Origin of the sequence: Undibacterium sp. WLHG33, assembly GCF_049544815.1 — a bacterium.
GTDB lineage: Bacteria > Pseudomonadota > Gammaproteobacteria > Burkholderiales > Burkholderiaceae_D > Undibacterium.
Map to the genome: position 1 here is coordinate 1,317,226 of NZ_CP186697.1, position 22,468 is coordinate 1,339,693.

General features: G+C 45.0%; 25 protein-coding genes. 18 read left to right on the forward strand and 7 right to left on the reverse strand.

The window, feature by feature from the left end:
- Positions 1-627 precede the first annotated feature (627 nt).
- The 7 genes from ACOTSW_RS05955 (at position 628) to ccoS (ending at position 6,840) form a co-directional block, all read left to right on the forward strand.
- Complete coding sequence (locus tag ACOTSW_RS05955; protein ID WP_423681597.1) at positions 628-1,593, forward strand: RluA family pseudouridine synthase; 966 nt, start codon at positions 628-630, stop codon at positions 1,591-1,593.
- A gap of 92 nt (positions 1,594-1,685) precedes the next feature.
- Complete coding sequence (locus tag ACOTSW_RS05960) at positions 1,686-2,345, forward strand: HAD-IIIA family hydrolase (RefSeq protein WP_423681599.1); 660 nt, start codon at positions 1,686-1,688, stop codon at positions 2,343-2,345.
- Positions 2,346-2,360: 15 nt separating this feature from the next.
- Positions 2,361-2,726, forward strand: a complete 366-nt coding sequence (locus ACOTSW_RS05965) for a Rieske (2Fe-2S) protein (protein ID WP_423681601.1) — start codon at positions 2,361-2,363, stop codon at positions 2,724-2,726.
- Positions 2,727-2,746: 20 nt separating this feature from the next.
- A complete protein-coding gene (locus ACOTSW_RS05970) occupies positions 2,747-3,733 on the forward strand; it encodes a S49 family peptidase (protein ID WP_423681603.1) in 987 nt (328 codons plus the stop codon).
- 454 nt (positions 3,734-4,187) lie between these two features.
- Positions 4,188-4,427 carry a heavy metal translocating P-type ATPase metal-binding domain-containing protein gene (locus tag ACOTSW_RS05975; RefSeq protein WP_423681605.1) on the forward strand — a complete coding sequence of 80 codons (240 nt, stop codon included), beginning with the start codon at positions 4,188-4,190 and terminating at the stop codon, positions 4,425-4,427.
- Positions 4,428-4,435: 8 nt separating this feature from the next.
- A complete protein-coding gene (locus ACOTSW_RS05980) occupies positions 4,436-6,694 on the forward strand; it encodes a heavy metal translocating P-type ATPase (protein WP_423681607.1) in 2,259 nt (752 codons plus the stop codon).
- 2 nt (positions 6,695-6,696) lie between these two features.
- On the forward strand, positions 6,697-6,840 hold the full coding sequence (gene ccoS, locus ACOTSW_RS05985; protein WP_423681609.1) for a cbb3-type cytochrome oxidase assembly protein CcoS: 144 nt from the start codon (positions 6,697-6,699) through the stop codon (positions 6,838-6,840).
- On the opposite strand, the gene mnmH is transcribed toward ccoS, so the two are convergent.
- Complete coding sequence (mnmH, locus tag ACOTSW_RS05990; protein WP_423681611.1) at positions 6,810-7,907, reverse strand: tRNA 2-selenouridine(34) synthase MnmH; 1,098 nt, start codon at positions 7,905-7,907, stop codon at positions 6,810-6,812. The two genes, ccoS and mnmH, sit on opposite strands and share 31 nt — an antisense overlap.
- A gap of 3 nt (positions 7,908-7,910) precedes the next feature.
- On the reverse strand, positions 7,911-8,489 hold the full coding sequence (locus ACOTSW_RS05995; protein WP_423681613.1) for an arylesterase: 579 nt from the start codon (positions 8,487-8,489) through the stop codon (positions 7,911-7,913).
- 70 nt (positions 8,490-8,559) lie between these two features.
- Here ACOTSW_RS05995 and ACOTSW_RS06000 point away from each other — a divergent pair, with 70 nt between their 5' ends.
- Positions 8,560-9,252: an ABC transporter ATP-binding protein gene (locus ACOTSW_RS06000; protein WP_423681614.1), complete on the forward strand. Its 693-nt coding sequence runs from the start codon at positions 8,560-8,562 to the stop codon at positions 9,250-9,252.
- Between the two features lie 26 nt (positions 9,253-9,278).
- Here the strand turns inward: ACOTSW_RS06000 and ACOTSW_RS06005 are convergent, their stop codons facing one another.
- The 5 genes from ACOTSW_RS06005 to ACOTSW_RS06025 are packed head-to-tail and all read right to left on the reverse strand — an operon-like array spanning position 9,279 to position 13,607.
- The gene (locus tag ACOTSW_RS06005; protein WP_423681616.1) at positions 9,279-10,064 is read right to left on the reverse strand and encodes a UDP-2,3-diacylglucosamine diphosphatase; all 786 of its coding nucleotides are present in this window, start codon (positions 10,062-10,064) and stop codon (positions 9,279-9,281) included.
- Between the two features lie 18 nt (positions 10,065-10,082).
- Positions 10,083-10,571, reverse strand: coding sequence for a peptidylprolyl isomerase (locus tag ACOTSW_RS06010; RefSeq protein ID WP_423681618.1), 489 nt, complete (start codon positions 10,569-10,571; stop codon positions 10,083-10,085).
- Positions 10,572-10,598: 27 nt separating this feature from the next.
- A complete protein-coding gene (locus tag ACOTSW_RS06015) occupies positions 10,599-11,261 on the reverse strand; it encodes a peptidylprolyl isomerase (RefSeq protein WP_423681619.1) in 663 nt (220 codons plus the stop codon).
- Between the two features lie 13 nt (positions 11,262-11,274).
- Positions 11,275-12,537 carry a L,D-transpeptidase family protein gene (locus ACOTSW_RS06020; protein WP_423681620.1) on the reverse strand — a complete coding sequence of 421 codons (1,263 nt, stop codon included), beginning with the start codon at positions 12,535-12,537 and terminating at the stop codon, positions 11,275-11,277.
- Positions 12,537-13,607 carry a L,D-transpeptidase Cds6 family protein gene (locus ACOTSW_RS06025; RefSeq protein ID WP_423681621.1) on the reverse strand — a complete coding sequence of 357 codons (1,071 nt, stop codon included), beginning with the start codon at positions 13,605-13,607 and terminating at the stop codon, positions 12,537-12,539. Before ACOTSW_RS06025 ends, ACOTSW_RS06020 begins: the two co-directional genes overlap by 1 nt.
- A 496-nt stretch (positions 13,608-14,103) precedes the next feature.
- Between ACOTSW_RS06025 and ACOTSW_RS06030 the strand changes: the two genes are divergently transcribed.
- The 10 genes from ACOTSW_RS06030 (at position 14,104) to ACOTSW_RS06075 (ending at position 22,437) form a co-directional block, all read left to right on the forward strand.
- Positions 14,104-15,078 (forward strand): acetyl-CoA carboxylase carboxyltransferase subunit alpha, encoded by a 975-nt coding sequence (locus tag ACOTSW_RS06030; RefSeq protein WP_423681622.1) that lies wholly within the window; start codon positions 14,104-14,106, stop codon positions 15,076-15,078.
- Positions 15,075-16,463: a tRNA lysidine(34) synthetase TilS gene (gene tilS / locus ACOTSW_RS06035; protein WP_423681623.1), complete on the forward strand. Its 1,389-nt coding sequence runs from the start codon at positions 15,075-15,077 to the stop codon at positions 16,461-16,463. Before ACOTSW_RS06030 ends, tilS begins: the two co-directional genes overlap by 4 nt.
- Positions 16,464-16,483: 20 nt before the next feature.
- The gene (gene dnaQ, locus ACOTSW_RS06040; protein WP_423681624.1) at positions 16,484-17,203 is read left to right on the forward strand and encodes a DNA polymerase III subunit epsilon; all 720 of its coding nucleotides are present in this window, start codon (positions 16,484-16,486) and stop codon (positions 17,201-17,203) included.
- A gap of 516 nt (positions 17,204-17,719) precedes the next feature.
- Positions 17,720-18,037 (forward strand): flagellar transcriptional regulator FlhD, encoded by a 318-nt coding sequence (gene flhD, locus ACOTSW_RS06045; protein ID WP_423681625.1) that lies wholly within the window; start codon positions 17,720-17,722, stop codon positions 18,035-18,037.
- Positions 18,038-18,080: 43 nt separating this feature from the next.
- Positions 18,081-18,635 (forward strand): flagellar transcriptional regulator FlhC, encoded by a 555-nt coding sequence (flhC, locus tag ACOTSW_RS06050; RefSeq protein ID WP_423681626.1) that lies wholly within the window; start codon positions 18,081-18,083, stop codon positions 18,633-18,635.
- Between the two features lie 24 nt (positions 18,636-18,659).
- Positions 18,660-19,472 carry a class I SAM-dependent methyltransferase gene (locus ACOTSW_RS06055; RefSeq protein WP_423681627.1) on the forward strand — a complete coding sequence of 271 codons (813 nt, stop codon included), beginning with the start codon at positions 18,660-18,662 and terminating at the stop codon, positions 19,470-19,472.
- Positions 19,473-19,609: 137 nt separating this feature from the next.
- Entirely contained in the window at positions 19,610-20,470 is an 861-nt protein-coding gene (gene motA / locus ACOTSW_RS06060) for a flagellar motor stator protein MotA (protein WP_186885550.1), read from the forward strand.
- Positions 20,471-20,488: 18 nt separating this feature from the next.
- Positions 20,489-21,418, forward strand: a complete 930-nt coding sequence (motB, locus tag ACOTSW_RS06065; RefSeq protein ID WP_423681628.1) for a flagellar motor protein MotB — start codon at positions 20,489-20,491, stop codon at positions 21,416-21,418.
- A gap of 50 nt (positions 21,419-21,468) precedes the next feature.
- On the forward strand, positions 21,469-22,017 hold the full coding sequence (locus ACOTSW_RS06070) for a chemotaxis protein (RefSeq protein WP_423681629.1): 549 nt from the start codon (positions 21,469-21,471) through the stop codon (positions 22,015-22,017).
- Between the two features lie 54 nt (positions 22,018-22,071).
- Complete coding sequence (locus ACOTSW_RS06075) at positions 22,072-22,437, forward strand: response regulator (protein ID WP_186885547.1); 366 nt, start codon at positions 22,072-22,074, stop codon at positions 22,435-22,437.
- Positions 22,438-22,468 lie beyond the last annotated feature (31 nt).

Genomic DNA, 22,468 nt, shown 5'->3' on the forward strand with positions numbered 1-22,468 from the left:
GACTGTACTGATATGGGGATGTATGCCAGAAAGGAGAGTCTGAAGGACGGGGAAATGCCTGTGGCGCAGCAGAATGAAGTCGCTGCCAGTCATGAAACTGCTTTGCGACGAAAATTAAATTCAATTTTTATTCTGCTTCGCGCCGGGCGCGTCTGATGCTGGTGCGAAGTCGAGTGCACATGTCCCCCGCGTTGTCTGAACTTGCTAAATTTGTGCAATAGCGAAGTACAACGCCAGGCGATGAGCAACTTTGGTGTCAGACCATCTTATTGTGTTGTGTCTGACGGAATCGCCTTTACTACCAGAATCATCATAGATAAGCATGCTTATTCATCATAAACCAGCATCTCTTACCTAACTTATCCTTACTATTCAAACGCTCTGATCCAACCTCGTTTCACTGAAATCCGACAGCAACAGCCGGTTGCCACCTTGACCCGTCAACGACGTCGCATACACATCTTTTCCATCATATTTGCAAACTGGCGAGGCTGATGGACTGACCCCTGTGTAAAATAGCTGTTTATTTCTATTACACTGCTAAAGCGTAATTGCTGAAGCGAAAATGATTATATATTCAAAATGAAGGACTTAGCGATAATTAATGGGGGAAGGCATCAAAAACAGATGCAAACGATGCCCCCGCAAGAGCCTTCAGCTTCTGCGCCCAGAGTACAGCTCCTGACAATCTCTGAGGAAGAGGCAGGTCAGCGCATCGACAATTTTCTTTTGCGTATATGTAAAGGCGTGCCGAAAAGTCATGTTTACCGGGTGTTACGTTCCGGTGAAGTGCGCGTCAATAAAGGACGTATCGATCAGTTATACAGACTGGTGGCGGGAGATGTTGTCCGTGTTCCTCCTATACGCATGGCGGAGCAAGCGACGCAAGTGGTGCCTAAACTTGAGTTCCCGATTTTATTTGAAGATAACTATCTGCTGATCATCGATAAACCTGCCGGTGTCGCTGTACATGGCGGGTCCGGGGTCAGTTATGGTGTGATTGAGCAATTACGAGCGTCGCGGCCAGATGCCAAGTTTCTGGAGCTGGTGCACCGGCTAGACCGTGAGACGTCCGGGATTCTGCTGATTGCGAAAAAACGTACTGCCTTAACAAATTTGCATGAACAGATGCGTGACGGATTGACCGACAAGCGCTATTACACACTGGTTTCCGGCGACTGGAAAAATGCCCGGCAACATGTGAAGTTGCCTTTGCATAAATACACCACGGCTGATGGTGAGCGACGTGTACGGGTGCAGGCGGATGGCATGGCGTCGCACACGATCTTTACACTTAAGAAGAAGTTTAAAGAATTTGCTTTGTTAGAGGCGGAATTAAAAACCGGGCGTACGCACCAGATTCGCGTGCATTTGTCTGCCAGTGGGTTTGCGATTGCTGGCGACGATAAATACGGGGATTTTCCTTTAAATAAAGCCTTGCAGAAAGCCACGGCAACACGTGGTGCCCTCAAGCGTATGTTCTTGCATGCTCATCAGATTACCTTCACGCACCCCGAGACCGGCAAACAGATTACAGTCAATGCCCAGCTTCCGGAAGAGTGCGAACACTTTCTCCGCAGCTTGGAGGCCTAGTGGAAAAACTTAAATGTTTATTAATGGTATGATCGAGGTACTCACAAGCAACATCAGTCCCCATCTGAAATGGCGGGGAGCTCATTCTTAATATGGCAAAAAAGCAATTTGATTTTATTGTGTTTGACTGGGACGGTACCCTCATGGACAGTACCGCTACTATCGTCAAATGTATTCAGGCGGCAGCAAAAGATCTGGGTTTACCGATACCTGGCGATCATTCGGCCGCCTATGTGATCGGTTTATCACTGTTGGAAGCGATGAAAGCCGCGGTACCCGATGTTGACCCGAAATACTACCCGCGCATGGTGGAGCGTTACCGTTATCACTATTTATCAAAAGACCACGAGTTGCCATTGTTTGATGGTGTACGCGAGATGCTCAATGAATTGTCGCAGGAAGGCTATTTTTTGGCGGTTGCCACCGGAAAAAGCCGTGTAGGCCTGAGCCGTGCTTTGCATACCGCCGAACTAACGTCCTTATTTGATGCCACGCGTTGTTCGGATGAAACTTTTTCCAAACCGCATCCGGCGATGTTGCAAGAACTGACCAGAGAGTTGGGGCAGGATATGCAGCGCACACTGATGGTCGGTGATACGACTCATGATTTACAAATGGCAAATAATGCTGGCGCCGCCGCCGTCGCCGTCGAGTATGGCGCACATGACGCGCATTTACTGTCTGGTTTTAATCCTCTGTATTCAGCAAAGACCGTAGCAGAGTTGCATCAATGGCTCAGGGAAAATGCCTGAGTGGAGTCGTACTGAATGAAATCTATTGCAATATGTAAATCTGAAGAACTGATCAACGGTGGAAAAGGCGTGCGTTTTCCGCTGACAGCAGGCAGTGAAGATGCCGTTGGTTTTGTCATTCGCTACGCCGATGAAGTGCATGCTTATCTGAATCGCTGCGCTCATGTGCCTGTGGAGCTGGACTGGAATCCGGGTGAGTTTATTGAATCCAGCGGCTTATTCATTATGTGCGCAACGCACGGCGCAATTTATCAGCCGGAAACAGGATATTGCTCCGGCGGGCCTTGCCGCGGGAGTCGGCTCAGGAAAATTGAGGTCAGCGAGTCGGACGGAACGGTTTACTGGCATCCGGACGATTATATTCAGCCTGTAATTGCCTGAAAGAATACAAAGGTAAGATGATGAACGATCCGTTGTTTGAAAAAAAGCCAGCTGACAGCACAGAAAATGTATCTGCATCCTGGGATCGGACAGTTTTAGAGAAGCTGCTGTTCGAGTCTCTGCGTGAGCAGCGATTGCGACGTCGTTGGGGAATATTTTTTAAATTCACCTTTCTTCTGCTTATTCTTGGCGGCTTTTACTATTTTTCCGGTTTTTCAGATGCTCAGACGGAAAATCTGGGGCATCACACCGCCTTGGTTGAAATTGATGGTGAAATTGATGCTGGTGGCAGTGCCAGTGCTAAAGACGTGATCCCTGCATTAAACCGCGCATTTGCCGATGCTGGATCAGTGAGTGTGATATTGCGTATTAACAGTCCCGGTGGCAGCCCGGTTCAGGCTGGCATGATCAATGATGAGATTGTCCGCTTGCGGTCGCATTATCCAGACAAAAAGCTGTACGTGGTAGTGGATGAGATTTGCGCGTCTGGTGGCTATTACATCGCCGCAGCCGCCGATAAAATTTATGTCAATAAAGCCAGTGTCCTTGGTTCCATCGGTGTTTTAATGGATGGTTTTGGTTTTACGGGTCTGATGAATAAAGTTGGTGTTGAGCGACGGTTGATGACCGCAGGTGAAAATAAAGGCTTTATGGATCCTTATTCACCACAGACGGAAAAACATAAAGAGTTATCTCAGGCGATGTTAAATGAAATTCATGCGCAGTTTATTGATGTGGTGCGTAAAGGGCGGGGCAATCGCCTGAAAGAAACACCGGAAACTTTTTCCGGCTTATTCTGGATAGGAAGCAAAGCCGTAGAAATGGGGTTAGCCGATGACTTCGGTACCGTTGAGTCAGTCGCACGCGATGTGATCAAGGCAGAAGATATCGTTGATTACACGCAGAAAGAAGGCTTGCCTGAACGTGTGTTGAAAAAATTTGGTGCTTCGGTGGGAAGCAGTGCGGTCAGTTCTCTGTTAAAGAGCAATAGTCTATCAATACGCTGATCTGAATTGATCTATTTTGTTTAGTTGGTTTTTTAAATCTGTCTTACGGCATACATAGTTTTAATTTTCTTTTCTATCTTTTCCGCTTCATTTATATTGGGTACGTGGCTGGTTCAAAACAGGAGGTCGATATAGATAATATTTCGTTTCCATGTTCGTTGTTCTCTGAGATCCGGATTTCATCGTGGTTCCGGTTGTGTGCGAAGTAAAAGGATGACAATTTGAATTAGCATTTCCATCATCAGGCATGGAACAGAGGTTTCTCGGAATCCTCACCGATTGGGACTCAAAAATAAAAGACGGTAGTGCAACGCTACCGTCTTTTTTTATGCGAGCCCTTCTTGTTCCGGATCTGAACACCCGACTTAGCCCCTCTCTGCGTTGCGTCAAATCAATCGCTTAGGTTCCATTTAATGTAAGATAATCCGGATACAGTTTTGATTTGTAATTTCTTATGGCAATCACCCTCAGTCACCTGTTAGCTCTGTTTTCCTCTGCGCAGAATAGCGCGGAGAAAATCGATTGCTATCATTGCGGTGAGAAAATGCGTAAGAACAAGGCTATTTACGTCAAATTCAATGGGAAAGAGCAGCCGGTTTGTTGCCACGGTTGTCTTGCAATTCTACGGACTGTCGAGCAGAACAATATGATTTCAGAATATTTGAAAGCGAAGTCCGTTCAAACGGAAACATAACTACATTCATGTCTGGTGTTCATCCATCCCCCGCAGTTGCCGTTGCGTCAACAGAAAGCAATCAGCTTCAGCATGAAAAACTCAGTTTGTCCGGCATGCGATGTGCTGCATGCATGCAACTGATCGAGTTTCGCGTTCGTCAGCTTCCCGGCGTTACCTCATTCAAGATTAATGCTGCCAGTCATCGTGCGGATCTGGCATGGGAGGGCGACAAAAATAATCTGAAAAATATCATTACCTCGATTGTGCAGCTTGGCTATGGTGCCTTGCCCGTCAGTTACGATACCGATGAAGCGGAAAAGAAAGAAAATAAATTAGCAATCTGGCGTTTATTCGTTGCTGGCTTTGCGATGATGCAGATCATGATGTATGCGTTTCCGGCATACCTAGTTCCGGTTCCGCAAGCAGATGGTGATCTGACTCCTGATCTGGATAAATTACTGAAAATTGCGAGCATGCTGATCGCGGTGCCAGTGATAGGCTTTTCTTCGATGCCATTTTTTAAGTCGGCCTGGCGCGATATCCGCAACCGGCATATCGGGATGGATGTGCCCGTGTCGTTAGGAGTTTTATTGACGTTTTTCGCAAGTGTCTGGGCGACTTTTGAAGGCGGAGCTGTTTATTATGACTCGGCCATTATGTTTGTATTTTTGTTGCTTGGTGCCAGGCTGATTGAGAGTCTGGTGCAAAAGAAGACCACGGCGGCTTTACGTGTCCTTACACAGCTAACAGAGGTGGCAGCGCAAAGAATGGCAGATTACCCGCATAACAGACAGACGCAGACTGTTAGCGCCTCTGAGTTGCTGGTTGGTGATTATCTGCTGGTTGCTCCCGGAGAGCAAGTCCCGGCTGACGGCATAGTATTGGAAGGTCGTAGTGAATGTGATGAGGCTTTGATGACGGGCGAGTCTCATCCGGTTGTGAAAATGGTCGGTGATCCGTTAACTGCTGGTGCAATCAATCTGACCGGCACCTTAACAATGCAGGCTGCAAAGGTAGGCAGTGATACGCAGTTATCGACGCTGATCAGCCTGATGGAGAATGCGGCAACTGAAAAACCGCCTATTGTTTTATTGGCAGATAAACACGCCAGCCGGTTTTTAACCATTATTCTGATCATCGCAGCGTTAACGGCGCTGGGATGGTTTTATATTGATCCTTCGCGGGCACTGTGGATCGCTATCAGCGTGATTGTGGTGACTTGTCCTTGTGCCTTATCGTTGGCGACACCTGGCGTTATGTCCGCTGCGATCGGCCTGCTGGCAAAAAATGGTGTCCTGATCAGAAATGGTAAAGCGATACAGGCGATGGCGGAGGCGACACATTTTGTTTTCGATAAAACCGGCACGCTCACTGTCGGTAAGCTGCGTGTATCGGACACGATGGTGCTGAGAGATGATGCTGATGCCCAGACAATTGCGTTTATTTTAGCTTCGGGTTCTGCACACCCCGCCGCCAAGGCGATTGCAGACAGTTTGGCGGCGCAACATACTCAATCCTCAGTAATGAATTCCTCGAATTTACAAGAAATAGCGGGCGGTGGCGTTGAGGCAGTGATTAACGGCAGGCTGTATCGCCTTGGAAGTGCAGATTTTGTGACTGCAATTACGCATCAGGATTTTATTGCTCCTGCTGATACTGCGAACAAAACCCTGTCAATGCTGGCGGACGAGGATGGAGTGATACTGTTATTTGCGATGGCGGACGTATTGCGTGACGACGCTGTTGAAGCGATAGAAAAACTCAAGGCTGCCGGAAAGAAAATAGTGCTGTTGTCAGGCGACAGACTTGACGTGGTGATGGCGGTTGCACAGCAATGCGGGATCACGGAGGCTCGTGCCGGATTGAGTCCGCGGGATAAGTTTGATGTGGTACAGCAGCTTCAGTCAACGGGGGCGAGGGTCGTCATGGTTGGTGACGGGATGAATGATGGCCCGGTACTGGCTATTGCAGACGTGGCTGTTGCGATGGGGCAGGGAGCACCGATTTCGCAAACCAGAAGCGATTTGTTACTCATGTCAAATCGCTTGAATGATCTTTCTTTCGGGTTTGTCGTGGCGAACAAGGCATTTCTTTTAATCCGCGAGAATCTGGCGTGGGCGATTCTTTACAATCTGATTGCTATTCCAGCTGCTATTATTGGCTGGCTGGAGCCTTGGCATGCGGCATTAGGAATGTCACTGAGCTCGCTGTTGGTTGTGTTAAATGCCTTGCGTTTGTATCTTTTACCGCAGCCGGAATTTGTGATGACTGAGACTTTAAACTAATTATGGATATATTGTATTTGCTGATACCTGTGAGCCTTCTGGTTGTGTTTGCTATCGGCGCGTTATTCTGGTGGGCGGTGAATCATCATCAGTTTGATGAACTGGATCAGGAGGGTCAGCGCATCCTCGATGATGTGGAGGGCTGATCGGTTTCCTGTTCGGCGATGATGTGTTTAATCACCTCCTGCATACTCTGCTCATCAATTTCATGCAGTGCGATTTCCTGGGCTGTCAGAAACTGAGAAAAATTTTTGTTGATAGATTTGTGATACGCCGGATCATAGTGTTCCTCCAGTAATTTCCTTACCAGGGTCTGAATATCGTGCTGGGAGGCCAGGGTTTTCCATTGCGTGATTTTCTCTTTGCCGTGCAAAGAAGTTAAAAAATCTAACTGCTTTCCCAGATGGTCAGGATTGTCAACGAAGTGTGCATAGTCTTCGATCAGTAAATTTACCCGCTTCTGGATATCAAGTTTCAAAGAGACGCAAGCCGCGCCTCTGATTCCTTCCATAATAGAATCAGGTACACGCAGATTACCGACTTTCTTGCTCTCCGCTTCAACATAGACGTACTGAGTTTTATCGATTTTGCGTAAATTTTCCCAGATCCGGCTTTCAAAATGTTTTTGCGATGGTTGCCTTTCATCCGGAATATCTCCCAGTACCGATCCTCTGTGACAAGCATATTTCTCAAGATCCAGCACTTGTTGTCCGACATTGGTCAGTGCCGCCAGCAAGCGGCTTTTAGCGCTGCCGGTTGGTCCGCATAACACTCTCCATTTAATTCCTTGCGCGAGCAGTGGGATGTGTTGATTCACATGTTGCCGGTAAGCTTTGTAGCCACCGTGCAGTTGTGCCGCCGGCCAGCCGATTTTGGAAAAAATATGCGCCATTGAACCGCTGCGATTACCACCGCGCCAGCAGTAAATCAGTGGGCGCCACTCTTTTGGCTTATCCTGAAACAGATGATTCAGGTGGTTTCCTATGTTGATGGCTACCAGGGCTGCACCGAGGCGCTTTGCTTCAAATGCACCGATTTGCTTGTACATGGTGCCGACGCGGACTCTTTCCTCATCATTCAGAACCGGACAATTAATGGCACCGGGAATATGGTCTTCAGCAAACTCAGATGGACTGCGTACATCAATAATGCAATCAAACTGATCTAAGTCCGAGACAATGTCGTCAAAAAAACAGACCTCAGGATATTTCATAAATTATTTTCTGAGTAAAGGGGAAAGATGTTGCCAGACATTATTGAGAATAACGGGATGTGCTTTCGCGACAGGATGAATTCTGTCTGCTTGAAAATAGTCGTTGGAGTCGGCAACGCCTTCTAACAGAAAAGGCACCAGTACGATTTTCTGTTCGGCAGCCAATTTGGCGTACAAAGAGAAAAATTTCTGCGCGTATTCTTTTCCGTAATTAGGTGGTATCTGCATGCCGGTAAGGATGATACGTGCCTTATCTTTTTTCGCTGTTGAAATCATTGCGCGAAAGTTATCTTCGGATGCTTTTAATGATAAACCGCGCAAGGCATCATTACCACCAAGCTCGATAATCACAATATCCGGATGATATTTTTCCATCAAAGACGGGAGCCGTGTTTTACCACCGACAGTGGTTTCCCCGCTGATGCTCGCATTGATCACCTGCGCATGTATATTCTTTGCAGTCAGTTGCTTTTCTAATAGACTGACCCAACCTTCTCCTCTTACAAGACCATATTCTGCCGACAGACTATCGCCGAGCACGAGTATGGTTTTTGATGCAGAATGAGCATTTGCAGTTGTCATTCCCAAACTGATAACGAACACTATTTTTAACAGTTCAGATAAAAATTGGTACACAGATCGAAAAGACAGCATGACACATCCTAAAGAATCAGCAAAAGTAGCAATTGAAGTTAAAAATATTGTTAAGCAGGTCAATGATGCGACCGGGAATTTAACGATACTGAACGGCATTGATTTTACCGCGCATGCGGGCGAGACGCTTGCGATAGTTGGTGCTTCCGGTTCCGGTAAGTCCACATTGCTCGGTATTATCGCCGGATTGGATGTGCCGAGTTCAGGTGAGGTGTTGTTGGAAGGCGTTAACCTGTTTTCCTTAAGCGAGGATGAACGCGCCAAGTTCCGTAAGGAAAAGCTGGGTTTTGTTTTTCAGTCTTTTCAGTTGCTGGCGCATCTGACTGCGCTTGAGAACGTGATGCTGCCGTTAGAGTTGCGTGGCGATAAGCAAGCCAGAGAAAAAGCAGAAGCGATGTTGGAAAGAGTAGCTCTTGCTGCACGCTTGCGCCATTATCCCAAATTCTTGTCTGGCGGAGAGCAACAGCGTGTTGCGCTGGCGCGTGCTTTTGTGACTGAGCCCCCGCTTTTATTTGCAGATGAGCCGACCGGTAGTCTTGACGCTCAGACGGGGGAGGCGATTATTCAATTGATGTTCGCGTTAAACCGTGAGCGACATTCAACGCTGGTACTGGTCACACATGATTTGTCGATTGCTGCACGGTGCGGCAGAACACTGAAAATTTCTGCCGGACACCTGGTCACTGAATAATTTAGTACTCAGTAAATGGCGATACTTTATATTTCCTGACCGTTCAGATCGGATAGGAGGATTTTTCCATCGGCAAAGATACTGAGCCAGCCACCTGTGCATTTGTGTTTGTCCGTGTCAGCATCCCAGTCCGGCAGCACATAGCGATATCGGCCTGTTTCTGTGTGTAGCGCGGGGCGGTGCGTATGACCATGAATCATGGTGTTACAAGCTGAAGTATCAAATAACTTGGCGATAGCATCAGGATTGACGTCCATAATGTTGCTGTCTTTTTGCGCTTGCTCACTCTTGCTGTTCATGCGCATACTCTGCACAATCAACTTGCGTTCAGAAAGCGGCTTACTCAGAAATTGTTTCTGCCATTCCGGATTGCGGACTACCGTCCGGAATTTTATGTAATCGGTATCATCTGTGCACTGAGCATCACCATGACAAATGACAATATTGCGTCCCCCGATACTGACTACGCTTGGGTCGGGAAGAAGTCTGATTCCTGTCATTTCCGCAAAAATTTCACCGACTAAAAAATCCCGGTTTCCGGCTATCCAGAATAATTCAACTCCTGATTCCGCCACAGTTTTTAATGCAGAGACAATTTTCTGATTGTAGTCATCCGTAATGTCGTCGTCACCTACCCAGTATTCAAACAAATCACCAAGAATATAGAGTTGTTTGGCTCGCATTGCTGTCTGCCGCAGGAATGCCTGAAATATATTGGTAGTTTCGGGCAGCGCGGGGGAGAGATGGATGTCGGAAACAAACAGCGCAAGCATTTCTGATTGCGCTGTTTTCAGTGATGGTTGAAAGTTCACTATGCTGCGTTTTTTTGCTTAGACGATTTCTGCTTTTTCGATGATCACATCTTCAACCGGCACATCCTGGAACATACCTGAACGTGAAGTTTTAACGCTTTTGATTTTATCAACGACGTCAGTGCCTTCAGTCACCATACCGAAAACGCAATAGCCCCAGCCATCCTGGCCCGGATAATCCAGAAAGCTATTGTTAGCGGTATTAATAAAAAATTGGGCGGATGCAGAATGAGGGGCGCCAGTACGTGCCATCGCGATAGAGTAACGCTGATTTTTGAGGCCGTTATTTGCTTCATTTTCAATTGGAGCCATCGTTTCTTTTTGCTTCATGCCTGGCTCAAAGCCGCCACCTTGAATCATGAATCCATCGATGACGCGATGGAAAATGGTGCCAGCATAGTGACCGGATTCAACATACGCAATGAAGTTAGCGACGGTTTTCGGTGCTTTTTCTGCGTCCAGTTCGATTTTGATGGTACCTAAATTAGTGGTCAGAATGACGGCCATGATATTCCTTAGTAATAAGTAAAAAAATTATTTAATAATGCTTGCGGATTCGATGACGATGTTTTGCTTAGGCACATTTTGCATCATGTTTGCATCGCCTGTTTCCACTGTTTTGATTTTATCGACGACGTCCATACCTTTGATTACTTTGCCGAACGGTGTGTAGCCAGCTGTCGCCAGCAAAGCTTTGTTTCTCGGTGCTTTCACCATATTGCCCCGATAGTTAAATTCCACAGGATCGCCGTCAGGCAATATCTGATGATTCAGGAATTCGTTATTTTTTACATTAATGAAAAATTGTGCCGTTGCCGAATTGGGGTCTTCCGTTCTCGCCATCGCTATAGTGCCGATCTCATTTTTCAGCCCCTTATCCAGGGCGCGACGTGCTTCTAATGGAATCGGTTTGCGTGTCTGCTTTTCCTTCATATTTTTATCGTAACCGCCACCCTGAATCATGAAGTCATTGATGACGCGATGGAAAATCGTTCCTTTGTAGTGACCTGCTTTAACGTATTTAAGAAAATTATCGACTGTGTTGGGAGCCGCATCGGGGTACAGTTCCAGCACAATTTCTCCCATACTGGTTTTTAAGGAAACTTTGGGTAACTCTTCAGCCATTAACAATTGGGAACTGAATAAAGTTGCGCCAGCAAAAATAAAACCTGAAATTTTTTTGTGTACGGATGTCATTTTTTTCGCCTGATTATACATTTGCTTCATAAACAATTCGCCATTTGGCGGCTTCTTTTCTCCAGTATTGCCTTTTCCTGGTATTGACTTTGGCTTTTCCTGAGGAGACTTCTAGCGTAAAGGTAGTGACGATCATTTCATCCTTACCTGGATAAAGAAAATAGGTGACGTCCTTCAGTTTAACTACGGGAGTAATCCAGTTGTCCCAGGATTGTCTTTGTTTGGAAAACCAAGAGTTTAAATCTTCTCCCTGACTTGCTCTGAAATTTCTAGAGTAATTTGCAAAAATACGGTTTGCATTCTGGCTTTCGAGGTCAAAGCGCCAGTCCTCCAGTAATTTTGCCGCAAACTGCTTATCCATCATCCATTTTGCGTGGTTCACGAATTCAATGTGCTCACTGATGATGACCGGCGTTTTGCCAATGTCAACAGATGCTGCAATTTTCAGAAAATCCGGGTTGGTCATTACAACGCAGCCATCCGACGCTAACGGTGGTCTGCTGAAGCTGCTGGATGGCATTCCATGCAGCCAGATACCAGAACCGCTGCGACCGTTAATTTTATCCCATTCGTTTGGATAGTTCAGTGGAAGTGCTCCCGGGCCGTAAAAGTCGGGCAGCTTATTGCCTGATAAGCGACTGGTAATGTAATAAACACCAAGAGGAGTTTTTTGATCTCCTTCTTTAAACTTGTTGGTGCCGAATTTACCCTGACTGATGTAATGGTCGCTGACGAACCTGAGTTGTCCTGCGACGTTTTCGTAAAGATATAAGCGAGACTTTTTCGCATCCACAAGTATCACTTGCTTTTGATCATCGCGAAGCTGAATCACAGGTCTGGGGAGTAAGTCCGGAGCAGGGCGTTCGCGATACGAACGGATTCTTGCTGCCGCTTCATCCCGCAGTTCTTTTAATTTTTCACCCTGAATATTTGCCCCCGAGCCAAAACTGGTTACCGGACGGGTATGCATGAGTAACAAATCTCCCCTGATCAGATGTGCTAACTGAAAATGGGGATAGGCTTCAATTAATTCATCAATTTTCGCCTGAGCATTCTGAAGTTTGTTTTCTGCAAGACTTTTATATACTTCAATTAAGAGCTGGTCAGGGTTGACCGAACTTGGAATCTGATCGTACTGTACTTTTTGCGGTCGTGCCTTTGCATCTGCATCAGGTGAGCTGATGCAGATGAACAAACAGCAGATAAAAAGGGCGCAAAAAACCCGCTTCGCGATTACATGATCGATCGAAGCAATCCTGTTGACGTCGAAAAACATCAGCTACCCGCGCGCTCCTGCTTGATTTGCCATTTGCCGTCTTGTTTCGTCATATTGATGGTTTTACGGCTATTCGCGGTCAGACGGTCAGAGGTATATATCTGGCGGAACTTTACTGTTGCAGTGTTGCCGTCAATGCTAACTTTGGCGTTCTCGATTTTTACGCTGATACGGCCTTTCCCTTCGATTCTTTCGCGTCTTTCTTCAGCCCATGCTTTTCGTGATTCGCCTTTAGGGGTTTGAAAGTCTTTGGCATAGTGTGCCAGATACGCATTCGTATCTTTGTTGCTCCACGCTTTAGCCCAATTCTCAATCGCTTTCAACACATCATCTTCGTCCTTGTCCTGCAGCTGGGATGCTTTTGATTTGCTTGCGGATTCTGTTTTAACAGGTTCTGCTTCTGCTTTTACTGGTGTTGCCTGTTTTGCTGCCGCAGCAGCTACAGGTGCTTTTGCAGATGGTGCCTGCGCAATTTGCGTTGCCGGTGCTGGGTTCGCTTTCGGATTCGTTCCGCCTGTAGTATTGCCAACGAGGTTGCGAACTAATGTCAGTTTTAATTTCGCCGTGGCATTTCCTGCGTCTAGCTGCAGTGCCTTATCATATGCCTGACTGGCTAATTTGGCATAAACATCACCTAAATTTTCATGCGCAGTACCATATGTAGGATTCGTTCTGATAGCCATTTCCAGTGATGCTCTCGCTTTGTCATATTGTCCCGACGCGGCATATAAAACGGCCAGATTATTATAAGGTTCAGGTAATTCAGGATAGTCGTCAGTTAACTTGGTAAAAATAGCAATCGCCTCGGTACTTTTGTTTTGCTCTGTGAGAATCAGTCCTTTTAAAAAGCGCATTTGAGCATCTTTCGGACGTACTGCCAGTGCACTATCTACTTTCTGGAGGGCTTCAGATATTTGGCCAGAGCGAAGCAATTTTCCAACATCAGCTGCATCATCAGCGAAAGAAGCGGGAGAGAATAATGCGAATGATAAGTTCGAGATGACGAAAATACTTTTTAAAATTTGGCGCATAGCGTTCTGGCTTGGATTTATCTGAGTTTGACTGAACATAAGAGCGGCAATGTTATACTAAAGCGATACGTAAGCAACATCTTATCAAATAAGTGTACTTCTTGGGCTTTTGCTCAGGTAAACATCAGATATTCGTGAGTTAATTGTCACTTTAGCTGATGATGGGGTACTGTCATTATGATGAAGCCGTTCCGTTTCAAACTGAAATTTTCTCAATTCGGAAATGTCGACAGATAAAGGACGAAGGCAGTAGTTTTCTGTTGATTTGGTCTGAGCGATAACAGATGCTGGACAGAATAGTTGTTTTTGATATTTAATCTGCCCCGTTGCGAGATTTTTGGCGTTTTTTTCGGGGAAGCCCGGATATATTCGCAAGGTAGTCTCTTTAGCTGATTTTAGATTCTGTGGTTCTGATCAGTTTGAAGTTGTAGCGCACGAGGGCTTCAAAACGGTAAGTAATCTATTTCAGTGCTTTTATTTTGACTTTGTCAATGAGTAAGAATTTTCTCAACTCGTGTGGATTTAAGGAGGCACGATGACTAAAACGACATTCCTGAGTTTTGAGCAGTCAATAGCTGAACTCGAAACTAAAATTGAAGAGTTACGCTTCGTGCAGGATGACTCTGCTGTTGATATCTCTGAAGAGATTGACCGGCTCTCTAAAAAAAGTCAAATGCTGACTAAAGATATCTATGCAAAGCTGACACCCTGGCAGGTATCGCAGATATCCCGTCATCCGCAGCGGCCATATACGATGGATTACATCAACAACGTATTCACGGATTTTCATGAGTTGCATGGTGACCGCAGCTTTGCAGATGATCAGTCAATTGTTGGTGGTTTAGCTCGTTTTAATGGTCAGTCCTGCATGGTGATCGGACACCAAAAAGGACGAGATACGAAAGAGCGGGCAATGCGTAATTTCGGCATGCCGAAACCCGAGGGATATCGCAAGGCTATGCGCCTGATGAAGCTGGCGGAGAAATTTGATATTCCGGTTTTCACTTTTGTTGACACGACAGGCGCCTGGCCGGGTATTGATGCTGAGGAGCGTGGTCAATCGGAAGCTATTGGGCACAATTTATATGTTATGGCTGAGCTGAAGGTGCCGCTGATTACGACCATTATCGGTGAAGGTGGTTCAGGTGGCGCCCTGGCACTCGCGGTAGGAGATGCAGTGTTGATGTTGCAATATGCAACATATTCTGTCATTTCACCTGAAGGATGTGCCTCGATTTTATGGAAAACATCTGATAAGGCATCCGATGCAGCCGAGGCGTTGGGGTTAACGGCCCACCGCCTGAAAGCAATGGGGTTAATTGACAAGATTATTAACGAGCCGCTAGGTGGTGCGCACAGAGATCCTAAGCAGATGTGCTCTCTGGTCAAGCGCGCTCTTGCTGATACCTTGCGTCAGTTCCAAGGTGTTAAGACTAAAGATTTGCTCAGTGCTCGTCATGAAAAACTGATGAGTTACGGTAAATTTAAGGAAACAAAAATTTCCGAATGATTCAACGTAGTGACAGCGGTGCTTTACAGTACCGCTTTAATGAAACACTGGATTCCTACTTTTCCGAATTGGGAGTTGAGTCAGTATGTGGGATTGCGATTGCATACAGTGGTGGACTTGATTCCTCGGCTCTTCTCAAGCTGGCAGTTGAGTATTGTCGCCTCCGCGCCATTCCCTTATTCGCTATTCACATACACCACGGACTCAGCCCGAATGCTGACTCATGGCTCGAATACTGTCGATCAGTATGCCTTAGCCAGGATGTCACTTTTTTTTACGAAAAAGTGACGTTAGATGGCACAAAAAAAGACGGGATAGAGAGCAGTGCGCGAAGAGCTCGGTATCTGGCTCTTGGGCGAATTTGTCATGAACATCAGATTAATTTCTGTTTGACTGCTCATCATCAGGATGATCAGGCGGAAACTCTTCTAATGCAGATGCTGCGAGGATCTGGTGTCGCCGGCTTGTCTGGCATGGACCGCTTTAATACTGCAGAGAATTTGCTCGGTGTCAGCACCTTGACGTTAATGCGGCCGTTATTGCAGGAAGCCAGGGGAAATTTGGAGCGCTTTGTTGAAAGCCATGATGTTCTGCATATACACGACGAGTCAAACGATGATGCACGATTTCTGAGGAATGCGTTAAGACATAAAGTGATGCCCTTGCTAGAAGAGATATCACCGGGATTTTCTTTGCGTGTGGCGAGAACTGCAATACATATGAAATCTACACGGATATTACTGGAGGACATTGCTGAACAAGATTTTCGTGTTTGTGCTGATAATGATGGTTTGAGTCTGCAAAGCATTCGTTTGTTAAGCTCCGAAAGAGTCAACAATTTATTGCGATTATGGTTCACCAAGCTTCGCTCCAGAGTCCCAACCACTTCAAGACTGGCAGAGATTTGCAAGCAATTATTCGAGGCGCGCGATGATGCCCGTGTTACGGTTTTTCACGATAATCTGGCAATACACAGATACCAAGGCAGGATATATGCGACTTCAAGGAGGGATGCGCAGGATCAGTCGGATAAGTCAGTGATTTTCAGATGGACAGGTCAGGGAACGATAGAGTTTCCTGAGATGGGAGGGGCTTTGTACTTCCTAAAGTCGGACTTGGGTGTTGATTCCGAATGGTTAAATAATCAGTCCCTTGAAATTCATTTCCGTCGGGGAGGGGAGCGTATTAAGTTGGCTGAAAACAGACCTACCCGAGATATGAAAAGCCACTATCAATCCCTTAAAATTCCCTTTTGGGTTCGACAGAAGCTGCCTTTTGTATCAATTGGTGATCACCTCCTGTTTGCTGCTGGCGTCGGTATGCAGTCCAGTTTTTGCTCATATGGGAATGGCGACAAAATTTCATTCGAATGGGTCGCTGGTTAATTTAGTACTGGATCTATGTAATGGAAAAGAAATTAAGACAAATCGTTTTAGACACTGAAACGACCGGTTTAAGTGTCCGAGACGGGAACAGAATTATTGAAATCGGTTGCGTTGAGCTTATAAACAGGAAGTTGTCGGGAAATAATTATCATCAATATATTAATCCTGAGCGAGATTCTGAGGAGGGGGCACTCGCGGTACATGGATTGACTACTGAATTTCTCAGTGACAAACCAAAGTTTTCCGAAGTGATCAATGAGTTTTGTGAGTATGTAAAGGGGGCTGAAATTGTCATTCACAATGCGCCCTTTGATATTTCTTTTCTGAACGCAGAATTTACAAGAGCCGGCCTCGGGTTGTTCACTGACCATGTAGAGGTTGTTACCGATACTCTGGTTCAGGCTAAAGAGTTGCATCCAGGAAAGCGAAACTCTCTCGATGCTTTATGTGATCGTTACGAAATATCTAACGCGCACAGAAAGTTACATGGAGCTTTGCTTGATGCGGAGTTACTGGCAGACGTCTTTTTGGCGATGTCCAGGGGGCAGGATAGTTTTGCCATCGATTTGCCTGATGAAGAGCAGCCAGTCGTTGAGGAGGTCGTGTTTATCGATACGCCTATTGATGAAGTGATTCTTAAAATGGCGTCAGCTGAAGAGTTAAGTGAACACGAAGCACTTTTGTCCGGTTTGGATAAGCAGTTAAAGCAGAGCTGCTTGTGGCGTAATCAGTCTGTATAAAATTAAAATAGAGCAAGTAATCGTTGATCTCAGATTTCTTTTTTTGTATTTTTTATATCCTTCCTGAGACGTTTCTCGTCTCAAATCAACACAATCTGTTGCGACATTACACAAAAGCGGAAAATTTTTAAAAAAATTTCAAAGAATAACTAAAGTTTTTCCCGCCACTACCGTTAATAGGTCAGAAGAAGATTTTTAAAAAATATTTTCTGATTGCCCTAAAGTTTTAAAAAACGCTGCCGTTATTAAAAACAAGAAACACAATTTAAAGCACTAAGCATTTGATTTTTATAGGTTTTACTTTTTAAGTATTTTTGTTTGTTGCTTAAAATAAAAGTAAAAATTTCTGCATACATCTTCAAAAAGTAGCTTGTAAGATTTTGTCTTACGGGCTAGTTCTGTTTATTCCTGTTGTAAATACCTATTTTTTCCTATACACCCTAATTTTGTGGTCGAGCACAATGTATCTCAACGGCAAGATATTTCGCCTTTGAATATGTATTGGAGGGTAGGGAAATGACACAGAACGACATGATGGCTGAAATACGTGATGCAAACTTAAGTTATTTGATGCTTGCTCAGCAAATGATTCGTGCTGATAAGGCAACCGCCATTTTCCGCCTGGGGATAGGTAAGGAAATAGCTGACTTAATTGAAGGTTTGAATAATTCTCAAATTCTTAAACTTGCCGGCTCCAATATGATGTTGGCGCGATTCCGTTTTGAGGATAGTTCAATACTTTGCATGCTCACTAATTATAACAAAGAGCGTTCTCTCGCTCATTCTCACGCGGCTATTTTAATGGCGGGGCAGACTGTTGAAGAAATTCACTAAGTCTGTCTGTTAAATATTCACTGAGTAATGATCGGAGGTTGATATGGCTGGCAAAAGCGTTCTTAATGAGGCATCTGAGATTCAATTGGCGATAGATTTGGTTAATCTTGGCGCGCGTCTGCAATTGTTGGAGTCTGAAACTTCGCTATCTCGCGAACGGCTTTTGAAGATTTATAAAGAGCTGAAAGGTGTTTCTCCACCTAAAGGTATGCTTCCATTCTCAACAGACTGGTTTACGACCTGGCAACCAAATATACACTCATCTTTATTTATGAATATTTATAAATATTTGAATGAGCATGCTGAAATTTTTGGTATTGAGGCAGTTGTTAAATCTTATCGGCTTTATCTTGAGCAAGTTGGTTGTGTATCTCCCGATGATGCAGTACTTTCTTTGACTAGAGCATGGACTTTAGTCCGATTTTTTGAAGGGAAAATGCTAACATTTGCAAAATGTTCGGAATGCGGTGGGCATTTTGTTGCACATTCATTGGATTTGAATGATCATTATAAGTGTGGATTGTGTCATGTACCTTCCCGCGCGGGTAAAACTAAAAAAGTGAAAGAGGCTGATACTCCATTGGAGATGGTGGCCTAGTGATTAATTGAAAAGGAGGCGCTTTTGGAGGCATCGCATGTTAGCCACAAAAGTTATAGTCCTTCGAGTGCCTGGGGTAAATATCCAGTCTTAAAGGCACTATTAGTCCAAGTTGTATCTCTTACTTTTTGTTTGATTTCTGCCTTTATTGCCAAAAAATACTTTGGTTATATCTTTAGTTCGCGGGCCTTCCTTTTTCTTCTGTCATTTCACTCATTTCTCTCCCTTTTTATCGCTCTGTTGTTCAAGTCTGAATGGTGGTGGTGTGCGATCGCGTTCATCTTCCCCGTTGGAGTCGCTCTCGGGTTGTATCTGCAGATTTCGTCTGCGTTGAGCTTGGCGGTATTCCTTTTTCTTTTTTTTATTTTTGGCACTACTTTCACTACAAGAGTGCCATATTTTCCATCTCATCCATCTCTGTCGGAAACACTTCTCGATATTCTCCCTGATAAGAAAAAGTTGCACTTGCTTGATGCTGGCAGTGGTTTTGGTGGATTGCTTATCGATTTGTCTGAGCGCAGGCCAGGCTGGGAGTTAACTGGCATAGAAATTTCCTCGGTTCCCTGGTTGTTTAGCTTTTTAAGATCAAAAATCTTGGGCTGTGAGAACGTCAAATTTCAACTTGGGAGTTATGAACATTTAAATTTTGAAAAATTTGATGTTGTTTTTGTTTATTTGTCGCCTGTAGTGATGTCGGAAATTTGGAAAAAGGTGCAATATGAAATGGTGCCTGGAAGTATTTTTATGAGCTATGAGTTTCCTGTCGATGGTAAGCCCCCGAGTTTCGAAATTCAAATGAATGAAAATGGGGAGGTGTTGTATGTGTGGCAAATGTGATGTTTGCATTCGATTCTTTAAAAGAAGTGTCATTCCCGCATAGATTTGCATCAATTTCTGATGATTCCTATCAGTTGGGCTGATATGATTGACGTAAGATATTTGAGCGTAATTTTCCAGTCAGGGAGTAAATTTCCGTGTTAGTTATTGTTGGTTATATTGTAATTTTAGGGTCTGTGTTTGGTGGCTATGCGCTAGCAGGTGGGCATCTTGCTGTTTTGTTTCAGCCATTAGAGCTACTCATGATTGGTGGTGCTGCTCTTGGCGCTTCTTTTGTGGGAAATAACGCTAAGAATTTAAAAGCAACAATTAAGACGCTGCCTAACGTTTTCAAGGGATCCAAATATTCAAAAGCCCTGTATATGGAACTGATGACCATGCTCTTCGATGTGCTGACAAAAGTGCGGAAAGAAGGGTTGATGTCGATTGAGGGGGATATTGAAAAACCAGAAGAAAGTCCTTTGTTTAGTAAATACCCCTCTATTGTCCATGATCATCATATGATGGAATTTATCTGTGATTATCTAAGACTGATGGTATCAGGAAATATGGATGCCTTTCAGATTGAAAATCTTATGGATAATGAATTGGAAACGCATCATCACGAAGGAGCGATGCCTTTTCATTTTATTGCCAGACTAGGAGATGGTTTGCCGGCGTTTGGTATTGTCGCTGCTGTGATGGGGGTAGTGCACACAATGGAATCGGTCGGTATTCCTCCTGCGGAGCTTGGTATTTTGATTGCCCATGCCTTGGTTGGTACTTTTTTGGGTATTTTGATTGCATATGGATTTGTGGCACCTTTGGCTAGTTTGCTCGAGCAGCAATTGGAGGAGTCATCAAAAACATTTCAATGCATAAAAGTAACCTTGCTTGCCAGTTTAAATGGTTATGCTCCCGCATTAGCTGTCGAGTTCGGGCGCAAAGTTTTATATTCAACTGAGCGACCAACTTTTAGCGAGTTGGAAGAGCATATAAAACAATCGAAGTCAAAATAGTGATTCTAAGGTTTTCCAATGGCAAATGAAGAGCTGCGGCCGATAATAGTAAAGCGGATAAAAAAGTCTGGTGGTGGTCATCACGGTGGTGCATGGAAAATTGCCTATGCTGATTTTGTGACAGCGATGATGGCATTTTTTCTCCTCATGTGGCTCCTTGGTTCTACAGCAAAGGGAAATTTGCAAGGTATCGCGGAATATTTTCAGACACCGTTAAAAGTTGCTATGGCTGGCGGTGATGGTAGCGGTGATAGTTCGAGCGTAATTAAAGGTGGTGGGAAGGATCTTAGTTTGCGTGAGGGGCAGAATCGCAAGGGAGATATTGAGTCCCAGAAGCGCTCGTATAACCTTCAGGCTGCTGAGGCTGCATTAGCAAAAGCTGATGCCGATAGGCTTAAAGCTTTGAAAGGAAAAATCGAAGCAGCAATCGAGTCTAACGCCACGTTGAAGATGTATAAAAAGCAGTTGTTACTGGATATAACGACTGAAGGGTTGCGTATTCAGATGGTGGATGAGCAGAATCGCCCGATGTTTGCATTGGCGAAAGCCGAACTGCAACCCTACACAAAAGAGATACTGCATGAAATAGGTAAGGCATTGAACGAGGTCCCCAATAAAATCAGTTTGTCCGGACATACTGATTCTGCTCCTTATGGGCTGGGAGAAAAGGGATACAGTAACTGGGAGTTGTCTGCAGATCGTGCAAATGCATCCCGCCGCGAGCTGATTTATGGCGGAATGGATGAGTCTAAGGTTTTGCGCGTTGTAGGCTTGTCCTCATCTGTTTTATTTGATAAGCAAGATCCGCTCAATCCGATTAATCGCAGAATTAGTATTATCGTGATGAATAAAAAAGCTGAAGAATCCGCTTCGCAAGACGGAGGTGCAGTTGAGGTGGTCAGTCAGCCAGATTCAGGCACGGAAGTTTCTGTTAAGTCTGCAAAGTAACCTTGAATTGCACTTGGCTGTTGAAAAATTATGCAGAGAGGATGCTTAAGATGTCCGAAAAGAAACTGTTAAGTTCTCAGGTAAAGCAGTTGTTAGCCGGAGTGTCAGATCATGGTAACGCCCATCTTTCTGAAGTGGAAACCGATCTTACTCAAACGGCAATTTTACTTGGAGAGGCGATTGAAAAACTGAGTGCCAGCTTTTTCGCGCTTCATGCTGCAATTCTGAAGGAGCAAGAAGAAATTCAGCAGCTCATTGATTCTGGTGTGATTTCTGGCGCTACAAGCGACAGATTGAAGGCAATTCAGCTTGAGATTGCTACACATGTTAATGCCGCAGTGACTGGCCTGCAGTTTCAGGATATGACGAGTCAGTTACTTTCCCGAACGATGCAGCGCTGCGAGGGACTCAGAGAGGTGTTGACAACGCTGGGGCTGTTTGGGGGGGACGTCACGCTGGACATTGAAAGCGAGGATATCGCTTGTCTTTTGAAAGAAACCACCACCCGACTGGAAAAACAAAGTGCTGATTTGCAGAATTTGTTGAGAAAGGCTGTTCATCAGAAACATTTGGAAAGCGGAGATGTTGAGTTGTTTTAAATTGCTCTGCAAGCGCTCAGACACGTTGTATTTAATACGAAAAATGGAGTAATTATGGCCAAAACAATTTTAGCGGTAGATGACTCTGGTTCACTGAGGCAGATGGTTGCTTTTAGTTTAAAGGCTGCCGGGTATCAGGTGATTGAAGCTGTTGATGGGCAAGATGGTCTTGAAAAGGCTAGGAATCAAGTCGTAGATCTTGTTTTGACTGATCAGAATATGCCGAGAATGGATGGTTTGACTTTGATTAAATCTTTAAGGGGGTTGGCTACATATCAAAGAGTGCCAATTCTGATGTTGACCACCGAATCGAGTGATGACATGAAATCCAAAGGACGTGCAGCTGGTGCAAACGGTTGGTTGGTGAAGCCTTTTGACCCTCAAAAGCTCACGGAAGTCGTTAAAAAAGTAATAGGCTGAGCGTCAGTTTATTAATGTATATCCCGGAGTT

What these genes read in the sequence shown, in the direction of transcription:
- ACOTSW_RS05995 (WP_423681613.1), bottom strand. Translation starts at nt 8,489, where the DNA reads ATGACAACTGCAAATGCTCATTCTGCATCAAAAACCATACTCGTGCTC.
- motB (WP_423681628.1), top strand. Translation starts at nt 20,489, where the DNA reads ATGGCAAATGAAGAGCTGCGGCCGATAATAGTAAAGCGGATAAAAAAG.
- ACOTSW_RS06030 (WP_423681622.1), top strand. Translation starts at nt 14,104, where the DNA reads ATGACTAAAACGACATTCCTGAGTTTTGAGCAGTCAATAGCTGAACTC.
- flhC (WP_423681626.1), top strand. Translation starts at nt 18,081, where the DNA reads ATGGCTGGCAAAAGCGTTCTTAATGAGGCATCTGAGATTCAATTGGCG.
- dnaQ (WP_423681624.1), top strand. Translation starts at nt 16,484, where the DNA reads ATGGAAAAGAAATTAAGACAAATCGTTTTAGACACTGAAACGACCGGT.
- tilS (WP_423681623.1), top strand. Translation starts at nt 15,075, where the DNA reads ATGATTCAACGTAGTGACAGCGGTGCTTTACAGTACCGCTTTAATGAA.
- ACOTSW_RS06025 (WP_423681621.1), bottom strand. Translation starts at nt 13,607, where the DNA reads ATGTTCAGTCAAACTCAGATAAATCCAAGCCAGAACGCTATGCGCCAA.
- ACOTSW_RS05955 (WP_423681597.1), top strand. Translation starts at nt 628, where the DNA reads ATGCAAACGATGCCCCCGCAAGAGCCTTCAGCTTCTGCGCCCAGAGTA.
- ACOTSW_RS05970 (WP_423681603.1), top strand. Translation starts at nt 2,747, where the DNA reads ATGAACGATCCGTTGTTTGAAAAAAAGCCAGCTGACAGCACAGAAAAT.
- flhD (WP_423681625.1), top strand. Translation starts at nt 17,720, where the DNA reads ATGACACAGAACGACATGATGGCTGAAATACGTGATGCAAACTTAAGT.
- ACOTSW_RS06010 (WP_423681618.1), bottom strand. Translation starts at nt 10,571, where the DNA reads ATGGCCGTCATTCTGACCACTAATTTAGGTACCATCAAAATCGAACTG.
- ccoS (WP_423681609.1), top strand. Translation starts at nt 6,697, where the DNA reads ATGGATATATTGTATTTGCTGATACCTGTGAGCCTTCTGGTTGTGTTT.
- ACOTSW_RS05975 (WP_423681605.1), top strand. Translation starts at nt 4,188, where the DNA reads ATGGCAATCACCCTCAGTCACCTGTTAGCTCTGTTTTCCTCTGCGCAG.
- ACOTSW_RS05965 (WP_423681601.1), top strand. Translation starts at nt 2,361, where the DNA reads ATGAAATCTATTGCAATATGTAAATCTGAAGAACTGATCAACGGTGGA.
- ACOTSW_RS05960 (WP_423681599.1), top strand. Translation starts at nt 1,686, where the DNA reads ATGGCAAAAAAGCAATTTGATTTTATTGTGTTTGACTGGGACGGTACC.
- ACOTSW_RS06070 (WP_423681629.1), top strand. Translation starts at nt 21,469, where the DNA reads ATGTCCGAAAAGAAACTGTTAAGTTCTCAGGTAAAGCAGTTGTTAGCC.
- ACOTSW_RS06075 (WP_186885547.1), top strand. Translation starts at nt 22,072, where the DNA reads ATGGCCAAAACAATTTTAGCGGTAGATGACTCTGGTTCACTGAGGCAG.
- ACOTSW_RS06000 (WP_423681614.1), top strand. Translation starts at nt 8,560, where the DNA reads ATGACACATCCTAAAGAATCAGCAAAAGTAGCAATTGAAGTTAAAAAT.
- mnmH (WP_423681611.1), bottom strand. Translation starts at nt 7,907, where the DNA reads ATGAAATATCCTGAGGTCTGTTTTTTTGACGACATTGTCTCGGACTTA.
- ACOTSW_RS06015 (WP_423681619.1), bottom strand. Translation starts at nt 11,261, where the DNA reads ATGACATCCGTACACAAAAAAATTTCAGGTTTTATTTTTGCTGGCGCA.
- ACOTSW_RS05980 (WP_423681607.1), top strand. Translation starts at nt 4,436, where the DNA reads ATGTCTGGTGTTCATCCATCCCCCGCAGTTGCCGTTGCGTCAACAGAA.
- ACOTSW_RS06020 (WP_423681620.1), bottom strand. Translation starts at nt 12,537, where the DNA reads ATGTTTTTCGACGTCAACAGGATTGCTTCGATCGATCATGTAATCGCG.